The organism is Flagellimonas amoyensis (assembly GCF_003058265.1).
Taxonomy (GTDB): domain Bacteria; phylum Bacteroidota; class Bacteroidia; order Flavobacteriales; family Flavobacteriaceae; genus Flagellimonas; species Flagellimonas amoyensis.
In genome coordinates this window covers 62252-88786 of record NZ_QBUK01000010.1, presented here as the reverse complement: position 1 = coordinate 88786, position 26535 = coordinate 62252, and the positions used below count along the sequence as shown (strand labels likewise).

24 protein-coding genes are annotated in these 26535 nt (G+C 45.3%); 10 read left to right on the top strand and 14 right to left on the bottom strand.

All coding sequences use genetic code 11. From position 1 onward, the window contains the following. Positions 1-21: 21 nt before the first annotated feature. From DB398_RS14310 to DB398_RS14300, 3 genes are read right to left on the bottom strand one after another with little or no spacing between them, the layout of a single operon-like run. On the bottom strand, positions 22-1710 hold the full coding sequence (locus DB398_RS14310; RefSeq protein ID WP_108425129.1) for a DUF6909 family protein: 1689 nt from the start codon (positions 1708-1710) through the stop codon (positions 22-24). 51 nt (positions 1711-1761) lie between these two features. Continuing rightward, a complete protein-coding gene (locus tag DB398_RS14305) occupies positions 1762-3261 on the bottom strand; it encodes a GH3 auxin-responsive promoter family protein (RefSeq protein ID WP_108425128.1) in 1500 nt (499 codons plus the stop codon). After that, a complete protein-coding gene (locus DB398_RS14300; RefSeq protein WP_108425127.1) occupies positions 3262-4131 on the bottom strand; it encodes a M23 family metallopeptidase in 870 nt (289 codons plus the stop codon). Positions 4132-4291: 160 nt separating this feature from the next. On the opposite strand from DB398_RS14300, the gene tatA reads away from it, so the two are divergent. From tatA to DB398_RS18480, 3 genes are all read left to right on the top strand, one after another. After that, positions 4292-4489: a twin-arginine translocase TatA/TatE family subunit gene (gene tatA / locus DB398_RS14295; RefSeq protein ID WP_108425126.1), complete on the top strand. Its 198-nt coding sequence runs from the start codon at positions 4292-4294 to the stop codon at positions 4487-4489. 228 nt (positions 4490-4717) lie between these two features. Further along, a complete protein-coding gene (locus DB398_RS18690; RefSeq protein WP_199913409.1) occupies positions 4718-6718 on the top strand; it encodes an OmpA family protein in 2001 nt (666 codons plus the stop codon). A 248-nt stretch (positions 6719-6966) separates the two neighbouring features. Then, positions 6967-7137: a DUF6747 family protein gene (locus DB398_RS18480; RefSeq protein WP_199913408.1), complete on the top strand. Its 171-nt coding sequence runs from the start codon at positions 6967-6969 to the stop codon at positions 7135-7137. Between the two features lie 80 nt (positions 7138-7217). On the opposite strand, the gene DB398_RS14285 is transcribed toward DB398_RS18480, so the two are convergent. From DB398_RS14285 to DB398_RS14275, 3 genes are all read right to left on the bottom strand, one after another. Beyond that, positions 7218-8216, bottom strand: coding sequence for a DUF4837 family protein (locus DB398_RS14285; protein ID WP_108425125.1), 999 nt, complete (start codon positions 8214-8216; stop codon positions 7218-7220). A gap of 12 nt (positions 8217-8228) precedes the next feature. Next, positions 8229-9821 (bottom strand): lytic transglycosylase domain-containing protein, encoded by a 1593-nt coding sequence (locus DB398_RS14280; protein ID WP_108425124.1) that lies wholly within the window; start codon positions 9819-9821, stop codon positions 8229-8231. Between the two features lie 120 nt (positions 9822-9941). Beyond that, the gene (locus DB398_RS14275) at positions 9942-11132 is read right to left on the bottom strand and encodes a phosphoglycerate kinase (RefSeq protein WP_108425262.1); all 1191 of its coding nucleotides are present in this window, start codon (positions 11130-11132) and stop codon (positions 9942-9944) included. 209 nt (positions 11133-11341) lie between these two features. Between DB398_RS14275 and DB398_RS14270 the strand changes: the two genes are divergently transcribed. The 5 genes from DB398_RS14270 (at position 11342) to DB398_RS14250 (ending at position 15376) form a co-directional block, all read left to right on the top strand. Next, positions 11342-12493, top strand: coding sequence for a DNA polymerase III subunit (locus DB398_RS14270; RefSeq protein WP_108425123.1), 1152 nt, complete (start codon positions 11342-11344; stop codon positions 12491-12493). Between the two features lie 12 nt (positions 12494-12505). Next, positions 12506-12904, top strand: a complete 399-nt coding sequence (locus DB398_RS14265; protein WP_199913407.1) for a DoxX family protein — start codon at positions 12506-12508, stop codon at positions 12902-12904. 44 nt (positions 12905-12948) lie between these two features. Continuing rightward, positions 12949-13944 (top strand): bile acid:sodium symporter family protein, encoded by a 996-nt coding sequence (locus DB398_RS14260; protein WP_108425122.1) that lies wholly within the window; start codon positions 12949-12951, stop codon positions 13942-13944. Positions 13945-14054: 110 nt separating this feature from the next. Beyond that, positions 14055-14435 (top strand): hypothetical protein, encoded by a 381-nt coding sequence (locus DB398_RS14255; RefSeq protein WP_108425121.1) that lies wholly within the window; start codon positions 14055-14057, stop codon positions 14433-14435. A gap of 83 nt (positions 14436-14518) precedes the next feature. After that, a complete protein-coding gene (locus DB398_RS14250) occupies positions 14519-15376 on the top strand; it encodes an HAEPLYID family protein (protein WP_108425120.1) in 858 nt (285 codons plus the stop codon). A 73-nt stretch (positions 15377-15449) separates the two neighbouring features. On the opposite strand, the gene DB398_RS14245 is transcribed toward DB398_RS14250, so the two are convergent. The 5 genes from DB398_RS14245 to DB398_RS14220 all read right to left on the bottom strand — a co-directional run bounded on the left by DB398_RS14245 (position 15450) and on the right by DB398_RS14220 (position 22838). Continuing rightward, positions 15450-15956, bottom strand: a complete 507-nt coding sequence (locus DB398_RS14245) for an OmpH/Skp family outer membrane protein (protein ID WP_108425119.1) — start codon at positions 15954-15956, stop codon at positions 15450-15452. A gap of 240 nt (positions 15957-16196) precedes the next feature. Then, positions 16197-17027 carry a class I SAM-dependent methyltransferase gene (locus tag DB398_RS14235; protein ID WP_108425117.1) on the bottom strand — a complete coding sequence of 277 codons (831 nt, stop codon included), beginning with the start codon at positions 17025-17027 and terminating at the stop codon, positions 16197-16199. Between the two features lie 126 nt (positions 17028-17153). Next, on the bottom strand, positions 17154-19022 hold the full coding sequence (gene mnmG / locus DB398_RS14230) for a tRNA uridine-5-carboxymethylaminomethyl(34) synthesis enzyme MnmG (protein WP_108425116.1): 1869 nt from the start codon (positions 19020-19022) through the stop codon (positions 17154-17156). Between the two features lie 2 nt (positions 19023-19024). Beyond that, a complete protein-coding gene (gene ybeY / locus DB398_RS14225; RefSeq protein ID WP_108425115.1) occupies positions 19025-19444 on the bottom strand; it encodes an rRNA maturation RNase YbeY in 420 nt (139 codons plus the stop codon). Then, a complete protein-coding gene (locus tag DB398_RS14220) occupies positions 19425-22838 on the bottom strand; it encodes a hypothetical protein (protein ID WP_108425114.1) in 3414 nt (1137 codons plus the stop codon). The genes ybeY and DB398_RS14220 overlap by 20 nt, the downstream gene beginning before the upstream one ends. A 162-nt stretch (positions 22839-23000) precedes the next feature. Between DB398_RS14220 and gltX the strand changes: the two genes are divergently transcribed. After that, positions 23001-24509, top strand: a complete 1509-nt coding sequence (gltX, locus tag DB398_RS14215) for a glutamate--tRNA ligase (RefSeq protein ID WP_108425260.1) — start codon at positions 23001-23003, stop codon at positions 24507-24509. Positions 24510-24601: 92 nt separating this feature from the next. Beyond that, positions 24602-25531 carry an SPFH domain-containing protein gene (locus tag DB398_RS14210; RefSeq protein WP_108425113.1) on the top strand — a complete coding sequence of 310 codons (930 nt, stop codon included), beginning with the start codon at positions 24602-24604 and terminating at the stop codon, positions 25529-25531. Between the two features lie 70 nt (positions 25532-25601). Here the strand turns inward: DB398_RS14210 and DB398_RS14205 are convergent, their stop codons facing one another. From DB398_RS14205 to DB398_RS14195, 3 genes are read right to left on the bottom strand one after another with little or no spacing between them, the layout of a single operon-like run. Then, positions 25602-25820 carry a DUF6327 family protein gene (locus tag DB398_RS14205; protein ID WP_234416305.1) on the bottom strand — a complete coding sequence of 73 codons (219 nt, stop codon included), beginning with the start codon at positions 25818-25820 and terminating at the stop codon, positions 25602-25604. Further along, a complete protein-coding gene (locus tag DB398_RS14200) occupies positions 25820-26164 on the bottom strand; it encodes a hypothetical protein (protein WP_108425112.1) in 345 nt (114 codons plus the stop codon). The genes DB398_RS14205 and DB398_RS14200 overlap by 1 nt, the downstream gene beginning before the upstream one ends. 3 nt (positions 26165-26167) lie before the next feature. Then, entirely contained in the window at positions 26168-26497 is a 330-nt protein-coding gene (locus DB398_RS14195) for a YtxH domain-containing protein (RefSeq protein ID WP_108425111.1), read from the bottom strand. Positions 26498-26535 lie beyond the last annotated feature (38 nt).

Below are 26535 nucleotides of genomic sequence, written 5' to 3'. Positions count from 1 at the left end.
TTTGTGGGTTGGTCCGCCATACTATGAATTGAATATTTGTTTTAAAATCCTGTCCGTGATCAAATATGTGGGTTTTACCCCTGTTGTTCCCAAGCCTCCCGAGGCCAGGGTACTACCTGTTTCCAAAGGGTTGTCCGAGGCATAGTACGCATACCTTACCTTAACCCCCTCTTTGATGCTCTTTCTGATCTTTGATGCCGACTGCACTGCTTTTTGGTAGTGCACCCCTTCCATTTCCAAGCCTATCACGTTCCAAGTGGATTCGTAAAAGAACCTGAGCACGTCCTTGTTCTGCAACGACGTCCCCAAAACGGTCACCATGGTCCCTTCCATCACCTTAAGGCCCTGCCCTTCAAAATCAGCAGCACTCAGCTCATTGTTGAACGGGTAATTGTCCGCAGTACCCTCAAAAATATGGGCCGAAGGTATCATCAGATCCCCTTTGCCCCCTTCCAAAATGCCTGCCTTGCCCATAATGGAGACCGAGTCCACGTTCAAAAAATATTTTTCTGCACCTTCTTCATGGGGTTTCAACAATTCGTCTATGGTTTCATAGGCCTGTTCCCCGAAGGCGTAGTCCATCACAAATATAACGGGTTTTTCTTCCTCAGGCATTCCTTGGGGCAGTTCATAACAGCAACTTCCTTTCCCAAATTTGGCCGTATCGAATATCTGTACGTCGATATTGGTCCCGGATTGATCATCCAAAAAAACCATTCCGTTTTTCTCGGCCAGATGTTTCACTTTCTTGTTGAGGTTTTTGTTCTTTTCCGAACTCAGGGCCTCATAGATCTTTAAGGAATCGGCATCCGCAAATTCCTTGGCCAAAGCCTTTTTTGCGAAAAGGGAGTTCATCACACTGTGCATGTTCGCACTGATGATGTGTAGCGGCCTGTGGAGCAGATTGTTGTCCTTCAAGGTCTGCTTTATCTTATCGGCCCAGCGTTCCCCGTGGATGTGGTGGCCCAATCGTTCTCGCAACAACGGACTGAACGTTATGGTCCGCTTGTTTCCCGTGGTCTCTTCTTCTATGGCCAGTTTGCCCAACCAATAGACCACATTCAAAAAACGATCAGGATCTTCTGGGGTCTTGAGTTTTTCTTGGATATCGCCTACCTCATCAAAGGTCCTTCCCAAGATGTTTGCCACATGGATCATGGCGACCTCTCGCTGGTCGTCCCCCTTTTCTTCCTTCAACACAAACTCCGTCAACTTGTCCCAGTCCCGTATGGTCGCATTGCCCTCCTCAACCAATACCCTTCGGCATATTTTCCCGGATTCGATGAACAAAAAGGTAAGGTGGGTAAGAATGTCATAAATATCGCTCCTGCCCCGGGTTATCTCAATGTTCATCTGCTCATTGTCGATACGGTAGCAGTTTCTTCTCCGTTTGGGCGGAACAATAGGCTTTAAATGTGATTTGGAAAAACCTTCATCCGAAGTAAGGTTGATAAAACGGCACTCCTCTATGCCCTCGGGCAAACGTTCCAATACATAGACCAACCCGTTCAGTTCGGCCTTATCCTCGGCAACAGTGCCATAAATCTCTGGTCGTAAAAGGAGCAGGGCGGTCCTCAGTGCATTTCCGGAAACTCCCGAAGGTTTGTAGAAACCACGGTTGAGCAAATGGCGCATGGTAATGTACAAGCGCTCTATGGCGTTGGTGGACTCTTGTGCCCTTGTAGTCTGTTTTACTTGTGTTGCCATCATTACTTCTTGGCAAAAATACACGAATTCCCCTAATAGTAAGTCAATTCCTAACTATCTCATTTTAAATGGCTGTAATCCATCCGCCACCTTGCGGTCGTTGGAGAGGCGCTGCACCTTGTTCTGGCCTCCCAATTTGCCCACTGCCTTCATGTATTCCTGAAAACCACCAGGCTGGATAAACGTGATTACCAGGGGTTGAAGAATGTTTCCCGCGATCAAATCGTAGTAGTAACTGTTCTGTTTTTTCATACTTTCCTCCATGACGCTGGAAAACTTGGAAATGTCCGAAGGTTCCCTTTCAAATTCGATAAACCATTCGTGATAGGGCAATTCACCATTTTCCGGATTGGTCTGAGGGGCAACCGTGAACTCGTTGACCAAAGCATCGGTCTGCTCCACGGCCAACTTCAAGGCTTCTTCCACTTCTTTGGCAATGACGTGCTCACCAAAGGCCGAAATAAAATGTTTGATCCTTCCCGAAACCATGATCCGGTAAGGATCCTTGGAAACAAACCGAACGGTATCCCCGATGTCGTAGGCCCAAAGTCCCGCGTTGGTGGAAATGACCATGGCATAGTCCACATCGAGCTCAACATCAGCAATGGTGAGTCTTTTGCAGTCTTCGGAGAAAAATTCATCCGCCTTGATGAACTCATAAAAAATCCCCGAATCCAATAGTAAGAGCATACCCTTTTCCTTTTGCGAATCCTGATAGGCAAAAAACCCTTCACTGGCCGGGAACAGCTCTATGCTGTCCACTTTTCTTCCGATCAGGTTTTCAAATTTGGCGCGGTAGGGCTCATAGTTGACCCCTCCGTAAATGAACAACTGGAACTCTTTGAACAGATCGCCCACTTTTTGCCCGGTCTTTGCGTGTAGTTTTTCAAAATACATCTGCACCCAGGAAGGGATCCCGGCAATGACCGTCATGTTCTCTTGTTCGGTCTCTTCCACGATCTTGTCCACCTTCGTTTCCCAATCCTCTATACAATTGGTCTCCCAACTGGGCAATCGGTTTTTTTGCAGATAATTGGGAACGTAATGGGCAGATATTCCCGAAAGTCGCCCCAGTTTGATACCCCCTTTTTCCTCCAATTCCGGACTGCCTTGAAGAAAGATCATCTTGCCGTCCACAAAATCTGCATTGCCCGTCTCGTGGATGTAGCTCAAAATGGCATTTCTGGAGGCCTGCACCTGATACTTTATAGATTCCTTGGTGATCGGGATGTACTTGGCCCCCGAAGTGGTGCCCGAGGTCTTGCCAAAATAGAGGGGCTTGCCGGGCCATAACACATCGTTCTGTCCATTTATGATCTGCTGGACATATTCTTTCAATTCTTCATAGTCACGGACAGGTACTTTTTCCACAAAATCACTATGGGATCGGATGTGCTCAAAACCATGGTCCTTCCCAAATTGGGTCTGTTTGGCCGTAGCGATCAAGTCAAAAAAAACTTTTTGCTGGGCCTGCACGGGTTGGTTGGTCCATTTTGCGGTCCTTCGGGCCACTCTTCTGGCAAAAATCTTTGCGGCTAGTGCTTTTAATGACATTTAATCAAAGTCGATATAGTTCTGGGGATCTACTGGTTTTCCCTTTCTCCAAAGTTCAAAATGTAGGTGGGGGCCCGTGGTGAGCTCTCCCGTGTTCCCGATGGATGCAATGACCTCCCCTGCTTTGACCAGGTCTCCCTGCGATTTGGTCAAGGAGCCGTTGTGCTTGTACACCGAGGTAAAACCATCCTGGTGTTCAATGATGATGACATACCCTGTTTCCGAGGTCCATTCGGCAAAGAGTACCGTACCATCGGCTATGGATTTTACCGGAGTGTCCTTTGGGGCCACAAGGTCCACTGCAAAATGTTTGGTCTTGATGTCAAAGCCCTGTGACATGGTCCCGGTGATCGGTGAGAACATCAGTGTACCCAAATTCTCGATGTTCCGTTCAAAAAGGTTGTACTTGTCCTCCAACTCCACTTCTTCACGAAGGAGCAGATCTTGTCGTATGGGAGTAAGGTCCACTGTGGAAGGGTCCAGTTTGTATTGTTCAAAAAGGGAGTCGCGGTTTATTTGGTTGTTCTCGATATCCCCTCGCAAAACCATTCGGACATTGTCCAAATACCGATTGGTATAGTTAAGGACGGTGACCAAGGAGTCCGTTTTGTAGGTAAGCTCGGTGGCTTGGCGTTTCAACTTGGTGGAAGAATACCCAGGAATGTATTCCCTGAGCGGGGTAAAGGCAATGATCAAGGTGGTGAGCCCTATTAGCACGATAATGAACAGGGTTCCCGTGACAAAAACGTTGAGCCTGCTCAGCTTGAACGAAATCTTTTCCTCAAAGGTACTCTCGTTGAGGATCACCAAGCGGTACTTGTGCAGCAGCTTGCGCTTTATTTCCTTTCTTTTCTTTTTGTCCTTTGCCATAAGAACAAAGATAATCTTAGATTTTAATATAGGTGTTAAGCTTTTTAAAAAGCCTTGTATCAAATTCCTACAGCCGTCGCGAATTACTAATTTTCGTTAATCCGCTGCGCTCTTCCAGTTCTTTTTAGTAATTTTACCTTTCATTTAAAGGTTTTGCATTATGATTGCTCAAACTATGTTTTTAGGTATGCTCGGCCCATGGCAGATCGTGCTCATTGTTGTTGTGGTTCTTTTGCTCTTCGGAGGCAAAAAGATTCCTGAACTGATGAGAGGTCTTGGAAGTGGCATAAAGGAATTTAAGGATGCTTCCAAGGAAGAGGAAAAATTGGAAGGCGGAAGCAAAGAATCCAACTCCTAATTTTATACTTGACTTATCGGGTTTTTACATCAATAAAGCCCTCATTATTTGGGGGCTTGTCGATGAAGAACCACATTATTTTGGATTACACGCCAAAAATCCATTCGTTCACAACAAAAAATTACTCTCCCCCTCTTCTTCTTCTACTTTAGTGGTCAGAAATAAATGTTAAGCCCACTTGCTTAACCTCCAAATGGCACCAAAGCCATTTGTGCAGCTGGAGCGGTAATGAAAAGACATATCTTGCTTTTTCTTTTGTTGATTTCCCTTGGGGCCATGTCCCAGGAAACCTCTCTCATGGATAATGCCAAGGATATCACTCCTACTGTGGCCGGTTCCCAACTGCCAGCCCGGAAGAACAGTGTTGGCCCATCGGAACGTGAAGTCAACCGTGATGCGGCTCCCATTCTCCTTGAAAAAGGGATTACGGAAAAGCTGATTGCCCAAGGCAATGACTACTATTCAAAAATGTGGTATGCGGAAGCGGCCAGAATATTCGACCTCGTACTGGAGCAGCACAATGCGGAACATAGCATGGAACTGCTTTCCAAGGCCGGGGATTCCCATTACTTCAGTGGGAATCTGGAGAAATCCTATAAATGGTACCATGAACTGTACAGTCGTTATGCCGAAAAGATGCCTGAAGATGTTCGCTTCCGATATAACGAAACCCTAAAAGGGACCGGAAGGCCTCAAAACAATAACGCCAACAACCCTAAAACCTGGAAAAGTACCTCTTTGACCAAGATCAAGAACCTGTCCATAAATTCCCCCTATTCCGATTTTTCCCCCATGTTCCATAACAGCTCCGAGCTCGTTTTTGCCTCGGCTAGGGACACCTCTTTTTTGACCACCAGAAGATACCGTTGGACCAACCAACCCTTTCTGGACCTTTATGTGGCGCAAAAGAAAAATGAGGAAGGGGAGCTTTTCGGGACCAAAAAGTTTTCTCGGAAGATAAACACCAAATACCATGAAGCTTCCGTGGCTTTCGCTCCGGATCAGAAAACCATTTATTTCACCCGCAACAACTATGGCAAAAAACTGAAACGGGGAAAAGAAGGGGTGAACCACCTCAAGATCTACCGCTCCAAATGGGTGGATAATGAATGGACAGAGGCCGAGGAACTTCCGCTCAACAGTGAAAATTATTCCACAGGCCACCCGGCCATAAGCCCTGATGGCAAAAAAATGTATTTCGTTTCCGATAGACCCGGTGGTTTTGGAGAAACGGACATCTATGTGGTGGAGATTCTAGAAAATGGCAATTTCTCTGAACCCGAAAACTTGGGGCGGACCGTTAACACCGATGCCAAGGAGATGTTTCCCTTTGTTACGGAAGGGGCCCTTTATTTTTCATCGAGTAGGCCCATGGGGGTTGGCGGACTGGACGTGTATCGCTCCGATGTTTCCAATGGAATCTTTGGCGTAGCCGTCAACTTGGGAGAACCTATCAATAGTATTCGTGACGATTTTTCCTATATCATCGATGCCGCTGGCCAACAAGGCTATTTTGCATCCAACCGAAAAGGGGGCAAGGGGGATGATGACATCTATTCCTTTGTGCAAACAGAGAACCTCAACGCCATTTCCGGTGAGGTGAAGGATGTACAGAGCGGTGAGCTACTTGAAAATGCCACCGTACAATTATTGGACAGCGAAGGAACATTGCTTGCAGAATACAGCAGTAATGCCGTTGGAGGCTATATCTTCCCAAATCTGTCGCCCAACACCCCGTACACCATAAAAACGGCTAAGCGGGGCTATTTTGACGACAGTAGGGCCGCCAGTACAAAAGCCAACGAAAGGATTGTGGTCAATCCCACCCTCAAAGCCGCGAACGATATCATTGATACGGAAAAAAATATCGTGTCCCTGGACCCCGAAGCCATCCATTTTGATTTTGATAGTTTTGGCATCAAGCAAAGGGCCGCTCAAGAACTGGACAAATTGGTCGCGGTATTGAAAGCGCATAAAAATCTGGTGATCAAAATTGAGGCCCATACCGATGCCATAGGCGATGCCGCTTATAACAAATACCTTTCGGAGAAACGGGCTAATTCCACAAAGGACTACCTTATTTCACAGGGTGTTGATTCTTCCCAGATTGAAAGTGCCATGGGTTATGGCGAAGAGCGTTTGCTGAACAACTGCTCGGATGGTCAACGATGTGCGCCTGAAAAGCACCGACTCAATCGTCGGTCCGAGTTCATCATCGTGTCCCAATAAAGGGTTTTCTAAACCCGGTTTCGTCCATTTTTCAGACTCTTTTTCCCTTTTGCACCATTCATCGGATGTTTCTTCCGCCAAACGGCACGATCCGATTTTGCAGTATATCGATCAATAAGCGTGCTTTGCAGGATCTCGCCCTATGCTGATCACTTTGGTCTTTCTTTTTGAGCATTTCATCCCTTTGTTTTTCATCCGGGTCGTTGAATTTGAAACTTTGCCTTGTCTTTAAATCTTAAATCTGACTTATGAAAAAACTATTACTCGTTAAAGAAATTTATTTGGAAGGGTTCCGCAACTTGGGCCACATCATTATAGAAAAATACTTTAAGGTATTTGCCTGGTTTAGCTTCGCCATGTTCTTCATCGTGCTTTATGCCTTTGTTTACAGGATGGCTACTGGCTTTGCCTTTGATTGACCAACCTTAAGCATTTAAAGAACAGAAAAGCCCGACGCTATGCGTACGGGCTTTTTTGCTTTCATATCTTATTTGTTATTTTACTTGGAAACAGGTTTGGGGTCAAAGTCAACCGTCCTTAAGATGGCCTCCAGTTCAAACATATAGTCCCTCTTCTCCGTGGACGGGGCAAAGGTGAAGCCTTCCAAGACCATTTTCCGTTGGTTTTCCTCATCATTGATGATATAGGTAAGGAAAGGACCCGCCATCGGGTATCCGTGGATTTCCCACATTCCCTTGACCTCTACGGCTTTCTTACCTCCTATTTCCGTGGGGAAAATGTAGGGCGCAAAAGCCTTCTCCGTGATCATGTACGTGTTTTCGTTAGGGCCCGGGACATATTGCTGCCCCATGGAGTCCCGCATTTTTACGATGTCTTCCACAAAAGTGGAATCGTTCTTGAAGCTGTTCCATGGCATTTCATAGGCAATGATGTTCATGGTCCCTTTGGGGATCTGTATGTCCATCCAAACGAAATTCTTTTCCCGCTTGCCCACTTTGTAGAGGGATGGGACCTTCATACGCAGACCGAACTCTTCTTCCAATGCCTTATCCTCGCTCAGGGAACGGCCAAAACGCCTTTGAGCCTCGGCAATCTCCACTTCCCTGAAAGCTTTTATGGCCCTTGGCGCCAACGAATCCAAGTTTTGGATCATGATTTCTTCTGTTGCTCCGGTGACCACTGCTACTTTTTGGGGTTTAGAATAGGCATCGTCCTTAATGTGTGCCAAAGAGGTGGAGTCCTGTTCCACGTAGAGTACGGATCGGGAGTAGGTGGTGGTCCCTTTAAAGACCTGTGGGGGCACTTGGGTAATGCTGAATATGGGCTCTATTTGGGGCAGGCCCAACACTTGGGCAGCAAACTCGTCCCTGATCTTGTCGCCTACGGGTCCCTTCCATAGTTCGGTGTCCATGACCACCATCAAACTGTTTACACCTCCCGTGGATGGGGGAAGGAATCTTTCCTTGGGGCCTGAATCCTTACAAGCTCCCAACGCCAATAAAGCCATGGCGAAGCATAGTGTCCCTGATTTTTTCATCTTGTGTTAAATTTACGAAGAACAATCGCACAATTTAAGTTTTGTGCCTGGTTTTAGGTTATTGCCACTAATACCGTTCCATTCTCGTAAATTTTCAACAGAAACTCCCGGATATTTTTTTGAAATGGTCCAAAGGGAGTCCCCGGACTGTACCGTATGCACTTTGGAGCCACTGGCAGCCGCACTTGTGGAGGAAGGTTGCGGGGTGTTACTGGCCACATAGGGCTTTCTGGGAAAGATGGTCAATCGCTGACCGATCCTGAGGTTATTGCTGCGAAGTCCGTTCCAGCTTTTGATCTGACTGACCCCAACACCGTAACGTTCGGCAATTTTACCCAAATAATCCCCACTTTTTACTTTGTAGCGGATCTGGTCCTGCGCGGTCACCATCTCGGGCATGGTTTCCTTTTGGGATTCCAGTTCCTCTTTCACAAAGGCATAGATCTGCTCTTCATTGCTCACGAACTTGCCGATCTTGGTGGTTGGCAATCGCAAGGCATAATTTTTGCCCTCTACCTTTGGGATGACATTCAATTTGTAGGCAGGGTTCAGCATTTCGAGTTCCTCGGTGCTGATGTCCACCAATTTGGAAATCTGATCGAAGGTGATGAGGTTTTTTACATGAACGGTGTCCGTTTCAAAATAAGGTCTATCGGCTTTCTTATATTGAAGGCCGTGGTCTTCGGCATATTCAAAAATGTACATGGTGGCCAAGAACGCAGGAAGATAGCCGGCCGTTTCACGTGGAAGGAACGGACGAATGTTCCAATAGTTCTCATAACCGCCAGACCTTCTAATGGCCTTGTTCACATTGCCCGGCCCGGAATTGTAGGCTGCAAGTGCCAAATCCCAGTCATTGAAAATATCATAGAGCTTGGCAAGGTACTTACTGGCCGCCTTGGTCGCCATAATGGGGTCGTGGCGCTCGTCCACATAACTGCTCACGTCCAGCCCATACATTTTTCCTGTGCCGTACATAAACTGCCAAAGCCCTTTGGCACCCACTCGGGACTGCGCCCTAGGGTTAAGGGCGGATTCTATGATGGCGAGGTATTTGATCTCCAACGGAATGTTCTGGTTGTCCAGTTCCTGTTCAAACAACGGAAAGTAGAATTGACTTGCCGTCATCATGCGTTGCATCAGGTCCCTTTTGCGGGTCAAAAAGGATTTGATGACGCTTTCCAAAGAGGGGTTATAGACGATATTGAACGGGGTCTTCTCGTTCATTCTCGCCAAACGGGCCTTCAAAGTGTCCGTTGGGAGGTCCAGCACAAAAATGGAATCCTGTCCGGGGCCATTCTGTATCTCCAAGAGCATGTCGCTGAACAGGTCCGCACTGCTGTGGAGTTCTTTCAGCCAAAGGCTGTCATACCTTCTGGCCGCTTCAAGGTCCTGCAATTGGAACTTTTCCTCTCCATCCTGCTCCAGGGCAACAAATTCCCCATCGATCTTGATGTTGGACATTTTGACCGCTGGCACTTCCTCATCAGGAAACACAATGGAGTCCTGTTCTACCGATGGTATGGATTCCGACTCTTGGGCAAACAGATATGGGGTCGCGGAAAGCAACGCTGCACATACAGCAATTTTCAATTTTTGGCTCATTTGGACAGGGTTTGATTTTCTTGGGACAAACGAAAATGGGCTTTTTTTCCGAAAAAATAAAATTCCGGACCAAAAAACCTATTTTGCTTGGGTTCTCCCCAATAATCCCTAACGAAAAACTTAGTCCAATATTGCAGCGATTCCTGGCAATGTTCTGCCCTCAAGGCTTTCCAACATTGCTCCGCCCCCTGTGGACACATAACTTACCTTGTCCTCAAAACCGAATTGCTTCACGGCCGCGACGGAGTCACCACCACCTACCAAGGAGAATGCCCCATTTTTGGTGGCCTCGTCTATGAAATTTCCAATGGCGATGGTTCCTTTGGCAAAGCTTTCCATTTCAAAGACACCCACTGGACCGTTCCACAGAATGGTCTTGGAGTTTAGGATCACCTGTTTGAAGATATCCAAGGTCTTGGTCCCTGCGTCCAACCCTTGCCATCCATCAGGGATTTTGTCGACATCCACAAACTGGGTTTTGGCATTGTTGTCAAAGGCATCTGCTGCCAACACATCAACGGGTAGGTATACTTTTACATTTTTTGCTTCGGCCTTTTTCAAGATGTTGAGGGCCAGGTCCATTTTGTCGTCCTCACAGATGGAGTCCCCTACCTTTCCGCCATTTGCCTTGACGAAGGTATAGGTCATTCCCCCACCAATGATGAGGTTGTCCACCTTGTCCAGAATATTTTCGATGATGGTGATCTTGGAAGACACCTTGGATCCTCCCAAAATGGCGGTCACTGGTTTTTCTCCTGTCTCCATCACCTTGTCGATGGCCTTTATCTCTTTGGCCAACAGGTATCCGAAGCATTTATGGTCCGGGAAAAATTTGGCCACAATGGTCGTGGAGGCATGGGCACGGTGAGCGGTACCAAAAGCATCGTTCACATAGATGTCGCCCAATTGGGACAGTGCTTTGGAAAAAGCCTCGTCGCCAGCTTCTTCCTCATCGTGGAAACGAAGGTTTTCCAACAGGAGCACCTCTCCATCTTGAAGGTTTGCCACCGCATCTTCAGCTACTTTGCCCACACAGTCCTTCGCGAACTTCACTTGGACACCGATGATTTCGGAAACCGTATCAGCAATATGGGAAAGGGACATGTCAGGGTTCACCTTGCCATTGGGGCGCCCCAAGTGGCTCATGAGCACTGCGGAACCACCATCTTCCAATATTTTTACGATGGTTGGCTTTGCGGCCTCTATCCTACTAGTATCCGTGACATTGAAACTGCCGTCCAGCGGCACGTTGAAATCAACACGGATCAATGCTTTTTTTCCTTCAAAATTAAAATCATCAATAGTCTTCATGTAGTGTGTCTTTATGAGAGTCCCAAAAGTAAAGATTTCCTGCTTTTTGATCGGGAAGCTTTTGTTATATTTTTCAGGGTTTGATATTATATTATTGGGTTCGTGGGTTATTGAATTGTTTGGGGTTTCAGGTTTTTGGGTTTGAATCTTCCGACTCCTGACTTGTGACATCCCTGTTTTCAACCTTCTAAAAAATGTATCTTTGGGACATGCTTTTCAAAAACGTTTTAGGGCTTGAACATATCAAGAACCATTTGGTGACCACGGCCGAGACAGGCCGGGTGGCCCACGCCCAGCTCTTTGTGGGGCCGGAAGGTTCCGGTGTCCTGCCCATGGCCCTTGCCTATGCCCAGTATCTGCTCTGTGGCAATGCCGGGGGCGAAAACGAGGGCGGCAACATGGCCTGCAACACCAAGTGCCAGTCACTGACCCACCCCGACCTGCATTTTGCCTTCCCCGTTTCCAATTCGGACAAGGTGAAGTCCCATGCGGTGAGCGACCATTTTTTGGACGAATGGCGCCAGTTTGTAAAAGAACAGCCCTATGGCAACCTGTTTGATTGGTACCGATTGATCGGCATCGAAAAAAAACAGGGACAGATCGGCGTGGACGAGGCCCAGGATGTGGTGAAAAAGCTTTCGCTGAAATCGTACGAGGGTGGTTATAAGATCCTCATCGTCTGGATGGCCGAAAAGATGAACGTTTCCGCGGCCAACAAACTATTGAAACTTATTGAGGAACCTCCACAGAAAACAGTGCTGCTCCTATTGGCAGAAGAGGAGGAACAGATCATCAACACCATTCGGTCGCGCTGCCAAATACTGCACTTCCCCCCACTGGCCGAGCAGGTGATCACCGATGAGCTTATCCGGCAAGGGGTGAACCCGACCGAGGCATTTGCCATGGCCCAAGAGGCCAACGGCAATTTCAACAAGGCACTGGACCTCATGAACAAGGATTCCGAAGACCTCGTCTTTGAACGATGGTTTGTCCAATGGGTCCGTAGCGCATTCAAGGCCAAAGGCAACAAAGGGGCCATACAAGAACTCATTTTGTGGAGCGATGAGGTGTCCAAAATGGGTCGGGAGGTCCAAAAACAGTTCCTGAACTATTGCCTGAGCTTGATGCGGCAGGCCCTATTGCTGAACTATGGCGCCAAGGAGCTGGTACACACCAAGATCCATGTGGAGGGTTTTGACCTGAACAAGTTTGCCCCGTTTGTACACGAGAACAATATTTTGGATATTGTAAAGGAGTTGGAAACAGCTATTTTTCACGTGGAACGTAACGGAAACCCCAAGCTGATCTTTACGGACCTATCCATAAAACTTACGCGTCTCTTGCACGCCAAGGCCGCCTAAATATATTGATTCATGGATAATTTGATTTCAAATGCGACAGAGATCCTGTTGTTGCTTTTTTTGACCATTACTTTTTTGCAGAGTGGCATTGACAAGATGCTGGATTGGAAGGGAAACCTCGGTTGGCTCATCGGCCATTTTTCCAAATCCATTTTTAAGGGGAGTGTGCCCGCGCTTTTGGGGACCGTCTTGGTGTTGGAAATGCTGTCCGGCATCCTTTGTGGAGTGGGCGTCATCCAGTTTGTGATAGACGGTAACAGTTCCATCGGATTTTTTGGGGCCGTACTTTCTGCCATTACCCTTTTATTGTTGTTGTTGGGACAGCGTGTGGCCAAGGACTATGCCGGGGCTCAGACCATAGTGGTCTATTTGATTCCTACCGTATTTTTAGTGTATTTGATGCAGGGATAGCATTTTTCTGTTGATCTTTGTCGCTTTACCTTGAGTATTGCATTATGCTTATAAAAAAGATCGGCAAGATTAAATTGGATCGTTTTGTGCTGGCCATCATCTTGGTGGTGGTGCTGGCCTATTTTTTTCCCGGATTTGGAAGTAGGGACAGCCAAGTTCCCTTGGATAGCATAGCCAGTGTGGGCATATCCTTTATTTTCTTTTTCTATGGACTCAAGCTCAGTCCAGAGAAAATCAGGACAGGATTAAAAAATTGGCGACTGCACGTACTGGTACAGTTGTCTGTCTTTTTGCTTTTCCCTTTGATCGTATTGGCCTTTCATCCCTTGTTGGGTTCTGGCGAAAGCAGCGACATCTGGTTGGCCTTTTTGTTCATGGCGGCATTGCCCTCAACGGTTTCCTCTTCGGTGGTGATGGTTTCCCTGGCCAAAGGGAATATCCCCGCTGCCATTTTCAATGCAAGCATCTCGGGGCTTATCGGGATTATGGTCACACCTTTGTGGATGGGTGCTTTTTTGGAACAACAGGCAGGTGACTTTGACCTGCTGGATGTATATGTAAAACTCCTGACCGAAATCTTGCTCCCCTTGGTCTTGGGGTTGTTGTTGAACAGATATCTGGGCAAATATGCAGCCCGCTATGGTTCTTATCTGACCCTCTTCGACAAATCGGTCATTTTGCTGATCATCTACAAGAGTTTTGTGCATTCCTTTGAAGATAAGGTCTTCAGCTCTGTAAATCTCAAGGATTTTGCATTGATCTATATTGGGGTGCTGGGACTATTTTTTCTAGTCTATTATGTCATTGGTTTTGTGGCGAACAAACTTCATTTCAGCACCGAGGATAAAATAACCGCTCAATTTTGTGGCACTAAAAAATCCTTGGTCCATGGAACGGTCTTTTCCAAGATCTTGTTCCCTGCCTCCATGCCCATGGGAATCATCTTGCTCCCGCTCATGCTGTTCCATGCTTCACAGATCCTTATCATTGGTGTTATCGCCGGACGGTCTGCTTCAAGGGTTTCCCCTGACAAGTTTTAAGCAATTGGAGCGATTGTATTCTTGGTCTATTTTAATCCAGGGATGACCCTTTTTGTTAATGCTTTGTTGCCCTTGATGGTCCTGCGCACAAAACGATTTACATTTGCATTGTGATCATTCGCATCAGAAATAGCATGTTCAGTAGGTTCTTTTGGGGGTTCATGGCCTTATACCTCTTGAACATCAGCGTGGATGCTCCCGATCAATTGCCCGGTCATTTTCCTGAAGACCTTTGTTTCAACGACCAGGAAAGCATTGTTGAGCTCGTAGTAGAAAAGCTTCTCGGCTTTGAGAACGCTATTGCCGAATGTGATGACAACGATGCTGAAGAACACAACAATCAAGGAGGTAAAAAAATCACCCTATATTTTGCTTTTGACAAAAGTGGTTCCCAACCCATCTTCGGGTCCAAAAAAAAGCGACATCCAGACTTTGAACGCTTTTTGACCAACGGATTCCATCAACTGGATATCCCTCCGCCCAAAGCTTGATTTGTTTTTCCAAAGAACGGCCCCCCAATGGTTCAATCTACCGCTGGGCCATCATTTCATTATTAAAAAACAAATCGAATACAATGAAGTTCAAAAAAATATTGCTGCCAATCCTATTTTTGGCCGCACCATCCTGTTTGATTGCACAAATCAGCAACATAGAAAAAGACAGTTTATACCTTGTTGAGGTCGAAGACCAGAAAGAGCCCGACAAAGTTTTGCATGCAGAACCCCTATACATTGACCTGATACGTGATCTTGGTGCCAGAAAAGGGGAAAAAGAATGGAACATAGGCCTTGGCCTCACCGATAATCTAAGTTTTGACTCCTACGAGGCCCTCATCGAGTACGAATGGGCCCCAATGGACAGGCTTGGCCTTGAGGTGGAATTACCATTTACCTTCTATTCCTCCGTCAACGGTACCCCTAAAGAGGCCATACCTTCCAATAAGTTGAACAGCATCAAAGTTGCCTTTCAATGGTCCTTTTTTGTCAACGAGCCCATGGCCACATCAATGGCTTTTGGGTATATCAATGAATTTGAGTTGTCAGACTTTAAGGCTTTTGGAAGGCCCCTCATCACAGGAAATGTGTATAATCCCTTTTTTGTTGTTGCGAAACGCTGGGGCAACAATTTCCACTCCCTGATCTATACAGGGCCCATGTTCGAGCAGGTTTTCGAGGACAGTTCGTTCCACACTGCTTATGACATCAACACCAGTTTCCACTACATGATTCCTGGGACCAGGAACTTTATCGGTGTTGAATTCAACAAGACGATTGAAAAAGATGATTTTGACATGACCATGCGCCCACAAATGAGGCTTGGAATTGCGGAGAATTTGATGGTGGGGATCGTTGCAGGAATACCCATTGACAGGGAAAATGAGCGCATCAGCTCTTTCTTACGGTTGATTTGGGAACCCAAACACCGTAATTGAAAAACAAAAAGCCCATCAAGAGATGGGCTTTTTTTGTCTTTGGGTTATGAGGTAAAACTTCCTTGTAAAAAATTTACTCTCCGTATTTATCGTTCAAAATCTTTAGGATGGCAGCCGTAAGGTCTTGTGCATCCTCACCATAAAGTACGGCTCCACCGTCACCACCGCCCAAGATATAGGTGTAGCCATTTTCCTTTCCATATTTCTGGATTTCCTTTTTCACTTTTTTCACCAAGGAATCCATTTGGGTCTGGCTGGTCTGTTGCAACTGTTGTTCTTCCTGTTGCAATTGCTGTCCCACAAACTGTCCACGTTGTTGCAACTGGGCATATTCTTCCTGGGCGTTCTTTTGCGACATTTTCTCCGCCCTGACCTGAAAACCCTGAAGCTCCATCTGGAAGGCTTGGGAAATACTGTCCCTTTTCTTGCCCATCACATCGGCCTTGGTCTTGAACCTGGCCTCAAGATCGATCCGTTCCTGATAATCGTCCATCAGTTTCACGCTGTTCACAAAACCAATCTTGTTCTGTTGGCACGCCATAGCGATCAAGGCAATGGCAAGTACTCCTAATTTTTTCATCTTTCACGTTTTAAATGATGCGCAAAAATAGAAAAGCTTTTGGAATGCTTTCAACATCTTTCCAGGAACTGAAAAATTTGTTTTTCCCAGTCATAGGGAAAACTTATGGGAAACATGATACAAAATCGGCTATGATTATTGTTTTTGGGTCACATAAACGGGCTCTGTGGCCGATTTTTTTAAAGGGAATGGCATTGCAGGGCTTTGTGCCCAATCGTGGAACAGCGGGCCTAAAAATGCTTATTTCTTCCGTTTGAGGATGTAGATGAGGGAAGAATGCTCTTTGCTGAACATGGCCGCGAGGTTGGACCATAAACCGACGAAAAATGAGCTGATCAAATAAAATTTATTCCCTTTATATTTTTCCGACAGCATGGACACATAAAATGCATCGAACCACATGGGCCGGATGGATACCACTTCCATTCCGTGTGGATCAAAAAGTTTGGTGATGGAAGTTTTTGAAAAATGCCAAAGGTGTCGAGGCACATCATAACCCGCCCAATACGTTCCGTAATGTTTTGCATCGAATGATCTGAAATTGGGAACGGCGATGATCAATGTTCCCTCTTCTTCCAAAAGTGAGGTGATGTCATTTATCTGGTCTTGAAGATTGGGAAGGTGCTCCAGTACGTGCCAAAGGGTGATGGTTTGGAATTTTGTTCCGGAAAACCGATCCAGTTTCGGTTCTAAGGCCACACCCTTTTGCAAGGCGAGCTGTCTTGCGCCCTCGTTGGGCTCCACCCCTGCAACTTCGTACCCCTTGGATTTGACCAAAACCAGAAAATCTCCTGTTCCGGCACCTATATCCAACAAAGATTTCAATTTAATTTCTTGATTGTCAACGAGTTGAATTTTATTCCGAAGGTTTTTTTGCTTTACAGCTTGGTAAAGTTTATCCGTAAACGACTTTTTGGAGTCTGTATGGGAGATATAGTCCTCACTTTCATAATATGCTGCACTATTCTCAGGCTGTGGACTTGTAACCAGCATATCCAAGTCTTCATCCAAATGAAGTTCAAAGTCTTCTTTGGAAACAGAAAAATCTTTAGTTTTTAGGAAAAGCTTCATTAGGGTCGTTGCAGAAAACAATTAGTTCTGTGGTCGAATATAATCCAATAGTATGAATAGTGTCAAGTCATCAATCCGTATCGTAAAAAAATTTTACTTGATGTTCCACGTGGAACAAGCATCGTCCTATCTGCCCAAAAAGACCAAAAGCACACTAATATCCGCCGGAGAAACACCGCTTATTCGGGAGGCCTGAGAAATGGTCACGGGACGAATGGACTCCAACTTTTCCCTTGCCTCGTAGGAAAGTGATTTTAATTTGGAGTAATCAAAATGGTCCGGGATGCGAACATTTTCCAATCGATGCAGTTTGTCCGCATTGCTCTTTTCCTTTTCAATATACCCTGAATACTTTACTTCTATCTCGGCCTGTTCCATCACCTCAGTGTCCAAATCATGTTCCCTCACAAAGCCGGAAACCGAATCCAGTTGGAGCATGTGGTCCATGGTCACCTTTGGCCTTGAAAACACCTTGAAAAGTTTATCGGATTGACGCACCGATGCAGAATCAAGTTCTTCCAAAATGGGGTTCATCTCTTCAGGATCGAAGCTGGTCTTCTTGAAAAAGTCAACAAACAATTTGGACTTTTCTTGCTTCTCCTCCATCCGCTTCATGCGTTCTTCTCTCGCCAACCCTATTTCGTAACCCATGGGCGTAAGCCTCAAATCGGCATTGTCCTGTCTCAATAAGGTGCGGTATTCTGCTCTGGAAGTGAACATGCGATAGGGTTCTTCTGTTCCTTTCGTGATCAAATCATCTACCAAAACCCCAATATATGCTTCATCCCTTTTGAGTATAAAAGGTTCTTTTTCGTTGATCTTTAAATGCGCATTAATGCCGGCCATAAGACCTTGTGAAGCAGCCTCTTCATAGCCTGTTGTTCCATTGATCTGTCCAGCAAAATAGAGGTTGTTGACCAGCTTCGTCTCAAGCGTATGTTTCAATTGCGTTGGCGGAAAGTAATCGTATTCTATAGCATAGCCCGGTCTGAAAAACTTCACGTTCTCGAAACCTTTTACAGATTTCAATGCTTTATACTGAACATCTTCTGGCAGCGAAGTTGAGAATCCATTGACATACACCTCAACGGTGTTCCATCCTTCAGGTTCTACAAAAATCTGGTGGGCATCCTTGTCCGCAAAGCGGTTGATCTTATCCTCAATGGAAGGACAATAACGGGGGCCAATACTTTGTATCCGTCCGTTGAACATTGGAGACCGATCAAATCCTTCGCGCAAAAGATCGTGTACCAAAGCACTGGTGTGGGTCATGTGACAATCACGTTGAACCTTCAAAACGGGCGTGTCCAAATAGGAGAATTTCTCGGGTTTAATGTCTCCCGGCTGAGGCATCATTTTATCATAATCAAGAGAACGACCATCCACCCTGGGAGGGGTTCCTGTCTTCATCCGGCCACTATCAAAACCAAAATCCACTAGTTGTTCTGTAATTCCTGTTGCGGCCTTTTCCCCTGCTCTACCTCCTCCAAACTGTTTCTCTCCAATATGAATAAGGCCATTCAAAAAAGTACCATTGGTAAGCACCACTGCTTTGGATCTAATCTCTATTCCAAGGGATGTTCTCACACCAACTACCTTGTCCTTCTCAACCAAAAGACCCGTGACCATGTCCTGATAAAAATCGGCATTGGGTGTGTTCTCCAACGCCATTCGCCACTCTTCAGCAAAACGCATACGGTCATTCTGGGCCCTAGGACTCCACATGGCGGGCCCCTTGGATTTGTTGAGCATCTTGAACTGGATGGCGGATTTATCAGTAATGATTCCACTATACCCACCAAGCGCATCAATCTCACGGACAATCTGTCCTTTGGCAATTCCGCCCATAGCAGGATTACAGGACATCTGCCCAATGGTCTGGAGGTTCATGGTGACCAAAAGCGTTTTAGAACCCATGTTGGCAGCAGCAGCTGTTGCCTCTGCCCCAGCATGACCACCGCCAACAACAATTACATCATATTCCTTTTCAAACATACCTATTGTTCCACGTGGAACATTTTGATTTTCTCTTCTTCTTTCTGTCTCATCACAGCTTTCTCTTCGTCGGATTTGTCACCATATCCTATCAGATGAAGCAACCCGTGAGCCATCACTCTCAGCAGTTCATTGGTGAACTCCACGCCAAAAGTTTCGGCGTTCTCTTTGACCCTTTCGGTTGAAATAAACACGTCTCCCGAAATGGTGTTTGCCATCGTGTAATCAAAAGTAATGATGTCCGTGAGCGTGTCGTGGTTCAAGTACTGTTTGTTGAGCTCCAACAAATAGTCATCCGTGCAAAAAATATAATCAATCTGACCGGCAACAAATGACTCAGATTCCAAAATTCTAGTTATCCAATCGGAATAATTGGTTTTGCCCTCAAGGATAAGGTCTGATTTAAAATGGAACTCGATCATTATTGAAATACACTTTTACCTTCTTTTCGAAATTTTGGCGCAAAGGTAGTGCTTGTCTATTTAATATCTCTATGTCGTTCTGGTTATCTTTGAGCAGCTCAGACTTCGTGATAATGGGATTGGTAAAATCCATTTTATTGCCAGTACTCTCGCGTTGTTCTTTCATCCCCTGCTCCAAGGAGGCATTTTCCAACTTCATCAATTGGTGCTGAATGTTGTTGGCCTTGGTACGGTTTCGTTCCGTGATCCCATTCTCCAAAAGGTCATTCTGAAAATCCTCCATCTGCAACAAAAGCTTTTTGGCCAAGTCCTGATCCTCCTTGCGGATCAAATCCTGCAGTTGTTCCTCAAGTTTATCCCTAAGAAACTGTTGTTCCTTGTAAATCTCATAAAGCTCTCTCATGCCCATTTCATCGGTTTGGGAATTTGTTTTAGCCCCTCCATTGCCGTTGCCATTCTCTTGCCCTTGTCTTCCTTCCTTTCCATTCTCCCCATCACTGTTTCCTTGGCCATCTTCCTTACCTTCGCCTTCAGCTCCTTTCTGATCTCCACCTCCTTCGGGCTTGCCGCCCTGTTGGCCTTGTCCGTTCATTTTTTCCTGTATACCTTGTTGGCCCTTGATGATGTCCGGCAATTGAAAATCTTGTCCACCACTTCCTCCCTGACCGGAGCTCATGTTCTGCTGCAAGTTGTCCAAGATATTTGCCAAAAAATCGGCCAGAGCATTTGTGGCATTCACCACATACTGTTGGTAAGATGCCCCCTGATAGATTTGGTTCTCGGCAATACTTTCAAGTGACTTATCAATGTTATAATACACCTCCGTGATCTGTTCATTGACAAACTCGGACAACTCAACCCTTCGAAGGGATAGTGCAAACAAGCTGTCGTCCACATGTTCAAACAATCGCCTCAAACTCTGTTGGTCTTTTACCGTTTTGGAAAACTGGGAAATGTCCACGTCCGCACTTTGAAGGTTATCAAAAAGATTTTCCTGCTTGAAAGAAAAGGTGACTAGATTGTCCAAAATCTGACGCAACATTTCAGCATCTTCAGCGTCGCTTGAACCACCTCCTCCACCAGCACTTTGCTGCAGAGCTTTGCTCATTTCCTTCATTTTCTGAGCGGCGGATTTTTGCTTTTTGGAAGCATTGTTCTGGGAATTCAATTGCTGATTCCGTTGCGAAGATTGCTCTTGACCTTGTTGTTTGTTGATTTCCTCAAGCGCATCTTTTTGGTCTTGCTTAATGGATTCAGTCTCCTTTTTGCTGGTGCTGATGCCTACAGGTTTTATGAGTTCTTGATTGTCTTTCTCTACTTCCCTGATTTCCTTTTCAAGCTGATCGAAATCCTCATTCAATTTTTGCTGTTCCTTGTCGGAGAAATCCTGTCCAAGTTTCAGTTCGGATAAGGTGCTTTGCTTCTCCGAAAGTTTATCCAGCTCCTTGGCAATCTGTGCTACTTTTTCAGTAACATAATACCGCTTGGTGAGTTCTAAGATCTGTTCCAGGTTACGCGTATTCTTTCCTTGGTTTTTTCCTAATTCTTCCAGACGTTGTTGAAGTTCTTCTTTATTGATCTTATCTGCCAATTTGTTCAGTTCGTCCAGCAGTGCAGCATTCTTTTTGGCTTCCAACTCTTGACGCTCCAATCGTTCTTGCAGCATCTTCTTCATCTCACTATTCTCGTTCTTGTCTATGCTCTCATTAAGTTCATTGCTGAACTTCTTCATCAACTCTTCTTGTTGCTGTTGCTTTTGAAGAAAATCTTTGATCTGGTTCTTGTCCTCAAACCGCAATGACTTTTCTTCCTTCTGGTTTTGGTTGATTTTGGACAATGCCTGCTCCTGTTCCTTGAACTTTTCCAAAGAATTGCCCATTTTGGACAACGTAGTATTCTGAAATTCCAACTCTTTGTTTTTCAGTTGATTATCATCTAAAAAAGTAGTTGAAAAAGTCTGGCTTTTGGTGACTTTACCACCTCTAATGCCATCATTATCAACTACTTCGAAAAAGATTTTATAGTTTCTGCCCGGCTCCAGCTTCAATCCAGATGGAAAGGTGTAATAAAACTGATACACATTGCCGCCGGGTCGTTCTAGAGTGATCCGTTGTATATTCTCATTATCGTCACTTGGAAAGCACACCAAGCGTATCGATTGGATTCCATAATCGTCAGCGGCTTGGCCGGTATAAAATGACTGATTGGGATTCAGCGAATCCAAAACCTGCTCTACCCTAACCGTCGCACTGGCATCTTTGACGATGTCCAAAGAATACCCCAACCGTTCAAAATTGGAGACATGTTCGTTTGCAGTACTCAGCTCATAATCAAAATCAGTAAATAACCTATTGCTGAATGTGAAAGTGTTTCCCTCCTTCATGAACCCTTGAACGGTGTCCTTCGTGGTCATATCAATTCGCCCAATATGCAACCCTTCAATCTGCCAACTCACCTTTGTTCCTTCGGGAATGGAAGCATTGCCTGTTCCGGTGACGATTTCCGATGTTCTATTAAGATACTTCGGAAAATCCAATTGCATTTCAAAATCAGTCAATGCAGGAGTAGCAAAACTTTTGATGGTGTAACTTTGCGAGTCCCACCCGTTAGCGGTAAGGTAAAAACTGGTTTCGGCAACAGGGGCTTCAAACGTATAGGTGTAAATGCCCCCATCTTGCTTCAACAACAATTCTTTGCCTTCAATGACCATAGAAACGCGCTCAGGCCTGACATCTCCTTCAATCCCTACTTTGACCGTGAGAGGTTCACTGTCCAACACTTCAAGTTTGTCATTCAATATTCTGAAAGCGAATGGCGCCGGTCGCTCGTAGGCCAGATCATAATTGACCACCCTATTGTACGAATTGAAAAAAGAAACAATATTCCCCGTCACCCAGATGAACCCGAGCAAGACCAGTGGAATGACGATATATTTGGCGTAGCGGTAGCTTTCCTTAAAATTGATGGCTTCTGAGAAAGGAACAGCGCCAAGACTCTTAGACCGTTGTTCAATACTTGCCATCAAAAGATCAGATTTGTTGGGGTTGTCCGAAAGCTCGAGGAGGTTGTACAGTTTGTCATCCACTTCGGAAAAATGCTTCCCAATCAATTGGGAGGCTTCCTTGTTGCCGATACCCTTCCGTATCTTGAACAAATACAGCAAAGGAACTGCGATGAACCTGTAAAGCAGGAACAATTCAACCAATACGAAGAGCCAAAACAGCGCCAATCGCCACCCTTGGTTCAGCCACAAGAGGAATTCCAAAGACATGACGACAATCCAAAAAAGCAGTCCCAAACTCAAAAAAAGGAGCATTCCTTTGATCAATTGCTTGGTATAAAACCTTTTGGTAAAGCTTTCCAGCTTGGCCAATATGTCCTGATAGCTATTCAAAATCGATGTTATTTGCCACCAAATTACCTGATCCTGAATTAATGAGAAGAAATTTTTTGTTAAACATTGGACGGATTGGCCCCAAAACAAAAGGAAAGGCAACCTCAATCTACTTCCAAGATAGGCCATCACAATGTATCTTTGCAGCACAACTACTATAGCATGAGTGAGAAAGTAAGGGTTCGTTTTGCCCCTAGCCCCACCGGGCCATTGCATATCGGCGGTCTGCGCACCGCATTGTTCAACTATCTCTTTGCCAAAAAAAATGGCGGTGATTTTCTGCTTCGCATTGAGGATACGGACCAGAACCGTTATGTGGAAGGTGCAGAGGACTATATTATTAAAGCACTGAATTGGTACGGCATTCCGTTTGATGAAGGACCCGGCAAAGAAGGTGCATACGGTCCGTATCGCCAGAGCGAACGCAAAAACCTGTACGAAGCTTATGCTTTGGATCTCATTGAAAAAGGAAAGGCTTATTACGCCTTTGATTCTTCGGAAAGTTTGGACAACCACCGAAAGGACCATGAGGCCAAGGGCAAGACCTTCATCTATAACTGGCACAATCGATTGAAGTTGGTCAATTCCGTTTCGCTCTCCAAAGAAGAGGTGCAGCAAAAACTGGATGCCGGGGATGAGTATGTCATTCGTTTCAAATCGCCAGAGAATGAACAATTGTTGCTGAACGACATCATCCGGGGAGAGATAAAAATAGACACCAACATTTTGGATGATAAGGTACTTTTCAAAAGTGATGGCATGCCCACGTATCACTTGGCCAATATTGTGGACGACCATTTGATGAAGATCACCCACGTGATCCGCGGAGAAGAATGGTTGCCTTCTTTGGCGCTCCACCAACTGCTCTATGATGCTTTTGGATGGAAAGCTCCGCAGTTTGCACATTTGCCCCTCATCATGAAACCAGTTGGGAAAGGCAAACTGAGCAAACGTGATGGGGAAAAGGGCGGATTTCCTGTATTTCCATTATCGTGGAACGAATCCGAAGGCTACAAGGAAGCTGGCTTTTTTCCAGAAGCAGTGGTCAACTTTTTGGCGTTGTTGGGTTGGAATCCAGGCACAGAACAGGAAATCTTTACCTTGGAAGAACTGGTTCAAAGCTTCAGTTTGGAGCGTGTGAACAAGTCAGGAGCCCGCTTTGACCCAGAAAAGAACAAGTGGTATAATCAGCAATGGATGCAATTGAAAAGTGATGCAGAACTGGCTGAAATTTTTTCAAAAGTCCTTGAAAAACAATTAGATAAAAAGGCAAAAACTTTCAACACGGGCTATATCACCAAAGTAGTTTCACTTATCAAGGAACGGGCAAGTTTTGTCTCCGAACTTTGGGAATTGGGGAATTACTTTTTTCAATCCCCGACTTCCTACGATGAAAAAGCGGTGAGCAAACAATGGAAAGAAGACACCACACAGATCATGGGAGCAGTTGTGGGTATTTTGGAAGGCATTGACAACTTTGATACGGCTACTGTAGAAGCCCAAGTGAAGGAATGGATCTCCGAAAAAGAACTTTCTTTTGGAAAAGTGATGCCTCCCTTACGATTGGTCATTGTCGGGGAAATGAAAGGGCCACACCTGTTCGATATTATGGAACTCATTGGCAAAGAAGAAAGCATCCATCGCATAAAAAAGGCCATTTCTACTTTGTAGAATTGACGGATGTGTAACAAAACTTCATCGATGGCTACTTATTATGTGTCAGAGTTTTGTAATTTTCATTCCTAACATAAAATCTAAACACTATGGGCAACTATTTCCTAATTCCGATATTATTTTTTGCGCTTATCGTTCTGTTCAAGTTCTTCTTTATCGTAAAACAACAGACCGCTGTGGTCATTGAACGATTTGGCCGTTTCCAGAGCATCCGCAATTCAGGATTGCAAATGAAGATTCCGCTTGTGGACCGAATTGCTGGCCGCCTGAGCTTGAAAATCCAACAGCTTGACGTGATCGTGGAAACCAAGACCAAGGATGATGTATTCGTCAAACTGAAGGTTTCCGTTCAATATGTCGTCATCAAAGACAAAGTATATGATGCTTTCTATAAATTGGAATATCCACACGACCAAATCACATCCTACGTATTTGACGTGGTTCGTGCTGAAGTGCCCAAAATGAAACTAGATGATGTGTTCGTGAAAAAAGATGACATTGCCATCGCCGTAAAATCAGAACTGCAGGATGCCATGTTGGATTATGGGTATGACATCATCAAGACCCTTGTGACCGATATTGACCCGGACGCCCAAGTGAAAGCAGCCATGAACCGAATCAATGCTTCGGAGCGTGAAAAAATCGCCGCACAGTTTGAAGGAGATGCCGCAAGGATCCTTATCGTAGAAAAAGCAAAGGCGGAAGCTGAGAGCAAAAGACTTCAGGGACAGGGTATTGCGGACCAGCGTCGTGAAATAGCCCGAGGTCTGGAAGAATCTGTGGAAGTACTGAACAAAGTGGGCATCAATTCCCAAGAAGCCTCAGCACTGATTGTAGTGACCCAACACTACGACACGCTCCAGGCCATAGGCGAAGAGACCAACACCAACCTTATCCTGTTGCCCAACTCCCCTCAGGCGGGAAGCGACATGCTCAACAACATGGTGGCCTCGTTTACGGCCAGCAACCAAATTGGTGAGGCCATGAAAAAGCAGCAGAACAAAAAGAAAGAGGAATAATATCATTTCTCGACAAGAACAAAAAAGGCACCGAAATCGGTGCCTTTTCCATTTAAAGTATAAGGGTGGACTATTTAAAACTCTTTAGAATCTTACTGGTCACAAAAGATAGGGCCAGTTTTTTTGCTATTCCGCTGAACCCTCCCAACAAATTGGTGGGATAGAGTTCTTCCTTGGTGCTCTGAAAGGCATACTTCAGTTTCTCCTCATCAATCTCACGCTGTAGCTGCAGGATTTTCATGTCCTGCTCTATTTCATCAAACGAACTGTACTTCTTTCCTTTCATCATCAATCAAAATAAAATTCAGAAAACTTTCTCAACAAAGGAGACTCCAATCGTCTTCTAAACAAATAAATAAATAAACCAATCAGTATGTAAAAACCTCCTACAACAAGGAAACCTTGTGCATTGCTTTCCAACACATCCCCAATCCAGAAGGAAGCTGCAATGGAAAGCAATAACAGACCCATAGCCGCCATTGTCCCTATCAACAGTACCTTGGCGGTGACCGTGATTCCTTGCATCATCGACTTAAAGCTCTTCAATCGATAATATTGGATACTGCTATCCACATACGATCGAGCACTGTCCTCAGCTTCGGCGATATGTTCCTTGATATCGAACAGAGACATAGATTATTTTTGAAGTTGTGCGTTCTTCTTCCTTAGATCTTCCAACTTTTTCTCAAGGGCGACAATGATGTCGTCTGCCTTGTAGCTCATGTTGGACAAGGTGTCCTCCAACTTTTCCTCGAATTCAATTTTCTTCGCTTCGGCCGATTTCGTAAACTCGTCCTTGGCATTGGATATGCTGGTCGTGATATCCTCTTTGGCCCTAATGGCACTGTTCTTGATTTTTTTTCTGGTCTTCTTTCCCTTGTCGGGTGCATATAGGATTCCAACTCCAGCTCCAACCACGGCACCTGTCAACAGGGCCATCAATACATTTCCACTATTATTTGACATGATATAAATTTTTAGGGTTAATAAATTATTTTTTCCAT